The sequence below is a fragment of the Cutibacterium sp. 37298 genome, from assembly GCF_023838685.1.
Taxonomy (GTDB): Bacteria; Actinomycetota; Actinomycetes; order Propionibacteriales; family Propionibacteriaceae; genus Cutibacterium; species Cutibacterium acnes.
Map to the genome: position 1 here is coordinate 1 of NZ_JAJNRJ010000009.1, position 2,570 is coordinate 2,570.

The 2,570-nt window shown below is 59.5% G+C and carries 2 protein-coding genes, 1 pseudogene and 1 riboswitch; all 3 genes and pseudogenes read left to right on the plus strand.

The features are described 5' to 3' along the window. The first annotated feature begins 24 nt into the window (after positions 1–24). A riboswitch (cobalamin riboswitch) is annotated at positions 25–93 on the plus strand. Between the two features lie 186 nt (positions 94–279). Further along, on the plus strand, positions 280–519 hold the full coding sequence (locus tag LRP59_RS12270; RefSeq protein ID WP_002514664.1) for a hypothetical protein: 240 nt from the start codon (positions 280–282) through the stop codon (positions 517–519). Between the two features lie 22 nt (positions 520–541). Then, a complete protein-coding gene (locus LRP59_RS11965; protein ID WP_002514663.1) occupies positions 542–2,482 on the plus strand; it encodes a PKD domain-containing protein in 1,941 nt (646 codons plus the stop codon). Then, positions 2,479–2,570: pseudogene (locus LRP59_RS11970) on the plus strand (adhesin); the annotation flags it as partial. The gene LRP59_RS11965 and the pseudogene LRP59_RS11970, both read left to right, overlap by 4 nt.

Genomic DNA, 2,570 nt, shown 5'->3' on the forward strand with positions numbered 1-2,570 from the left:
GTGGGTTGATGCCTAGGTGGTGTGGGGAAGCTGGTGGGAGTCCGGCACTGTCGCGCAACCGTGACCACCATTGTGTGTGGGAGTCGGGGTACCAGATCACGTGGGGGTGGTGTGGGGTTCCGTCGCGGGTTACGGGGTCGGCATCGACGCGTGAACGTCTGTGTTGTCTGTGGAATCCCCTCGGGACGTTTCCGTGGAGGGACAAGATGGTAGAAGCAGCTACAACGAAACGTAGGCGAGTGTTGGGCTCGCTGGTGGCGGCTGCGGTGGTGGCCGGCGATGGGGGTGCCTGTCCCGGCCCTAGCAGCGGGTGGGCCGAAGCCCGCCGATTACGCTACCCAGGCCAGTAAGGCCGCCGACTACATTGATAGTCACAGTGCTGATCTGACGAAGGGTGATTTGGGTCCGGAGTTGGATGGGGCGTTGGCGTTGATTTCTGCCGGCAAGACCGATGCGGAGCTTTTCGGCACGATCAAGAAGGATATTAAGGCTAAAGGGGCTGTCGTATTGCACTTCTAAGAATGTGGGTGGGTGTGCGAAGGTGACGATCACCTTGCTGGCGGCTGGCGAATCACCCAACTACGGGGGAACTGATTACGCTGGTCCGGTGACGTCGGCGTCTCAGTTCGCTGAGTATCCGACGAATCAGGCGTTGGACATGATCGCGTTGGAGCGGCTGGGTCAACCGATCCCGCAGAGGCTATTCAAGTCGATCACCGACTATGCCTTGACGCCTCCCGGGCGGAATTATCCGAGTACTGCGAGTACTGATGGTCTTATGCTCGCCGCCCTGTCGCATGTGGTGTCTACAGCAGACGATCAGGAGGCGATTACGGCTGCCAAGGCGGCGCTTGTCAAACGTCTGGATGCCGATCGTCAGGGAGATGGGTGGGGTTGGCCAGACCACGATGCGAATGTGCGTGCGACGACGCGGGTGGCACCGGGTTTGTATCGGGCCGGGGATGCCATCCACAAAGACCAGGCTGTCAAGGGCCAGGCATGGCTTGCCGGTCAGCAGAAGGTTGACGGCTCGTTCGCGAACGACTGGGGTCCTTCGTGGAGGGCCTTGGCGACCGCGCAGGCGGTTCCGGTGTTGCGGGGCCTACAATCATTCGACAGCATTGGTGCCAATCCGGCTCGGGCGGTCACGGTTGATGGGTGGGTGCCGCCTCGCCGGTTAGTGAAGATGACCGTGCTGGGAGACTCCTACTCGGCAGGCAACGGAACGCTAAGGGATTACGAATATCCAACTGACCATTCGTATCGCAGTCCTAAGAATTATGGTTCGGTGCTTACGCGCCGGTTGAATCGGGAGTTCGGGGACGATACCACGTTTCAAACTGATGTGCGGGCCTGGAGTGGCGCCCAAATCACTACCGGGGACCACACTATTGTCAGTCAGGCCGACGGAATGGATCCCCACACAAAGGTGGTCCTCATGACCGCCGGAGGCAACGACCTAGACTTCACCAGCGTCGTCGAAAACTGCTTCATTGATGATTTCTGGTCATTAGCCAAGTGTGGCGGCTCCGTTGACGCAGCACGCAAGAAGATTGATGCCACGATGACGAAAACGACGACGTTGTTGTCGCATATTCAGCAGCGGCTGGCCGATCCGGCTCACACACGGGTCATCCTGATCGGATACCCCTACCTCATCCGGGCGGACCGTGATGCCCCGGGAAGCGACGTGCCGTCTACTCGGGTGCGGGCCGCCGAGGACGAATTCCGCACCAAACAAGCCGCCACAGTCAAGGCCTGGAACACATCCCATGCCCTCAAAGTGACCTACATCCCTACCACCAGCCCTTTCACTCACCATGAACCTGAACCATTCATCGGCTGGCAAAACCCTTATCGATGGATCAACGGTGTCGGTGAGACGGCAGGAGAACGCGGCGACGACGGAACAACCCATGCAACTCCAGTGTCACCAGTTAGCGACAAAAGTAAGCCCAATTTTTTTCATCCGAATGTGATTGGTCATGAGAAGATTGCTGGGCTGGTTCATGATGCGCTCCTGTCGAGAGCGGCCAGGAGTGCGAGCTTGTCTGAGAGTGTTGCGCAGCTAGCCTCGGTGCCGGGGGTGCGGATGCGTGCCGCTGTGATGGGTCAAAGCCAGGTACGCCGGGGTAACCCGTTGAGCCTAGACGCCTCCTCGTCGTATACGGCCTTCGGCCATATCCGACGCTGGCAATGGGATTTAGACGGTGACGGACACTACGAAATCGATACCACCACGCCTGAGATCACCCGCACCCTCACCCGAATCGGAACATACCAGGCACATTTGCGCATCACCGATACCACCGGCACCACTGACACTCTCACTTTCCCGATCCAGGTCACCCGAGACGGCGACGGCGTGCCCGATACTCAAGATAACTGCCCCACCATAGCCAACCAAGACCAAACCGACACCGACCACGACGGCATCGGAGATGCCTGCGACCCCCACACCACCACAAAGGCACCACGATGACCACCCACAAAAACACACCCGAACAGCAATACCACCACGCACCCCTCAACGGCCTGGCCATCGGCACCATCGTCGGAGCCGTCTGGGC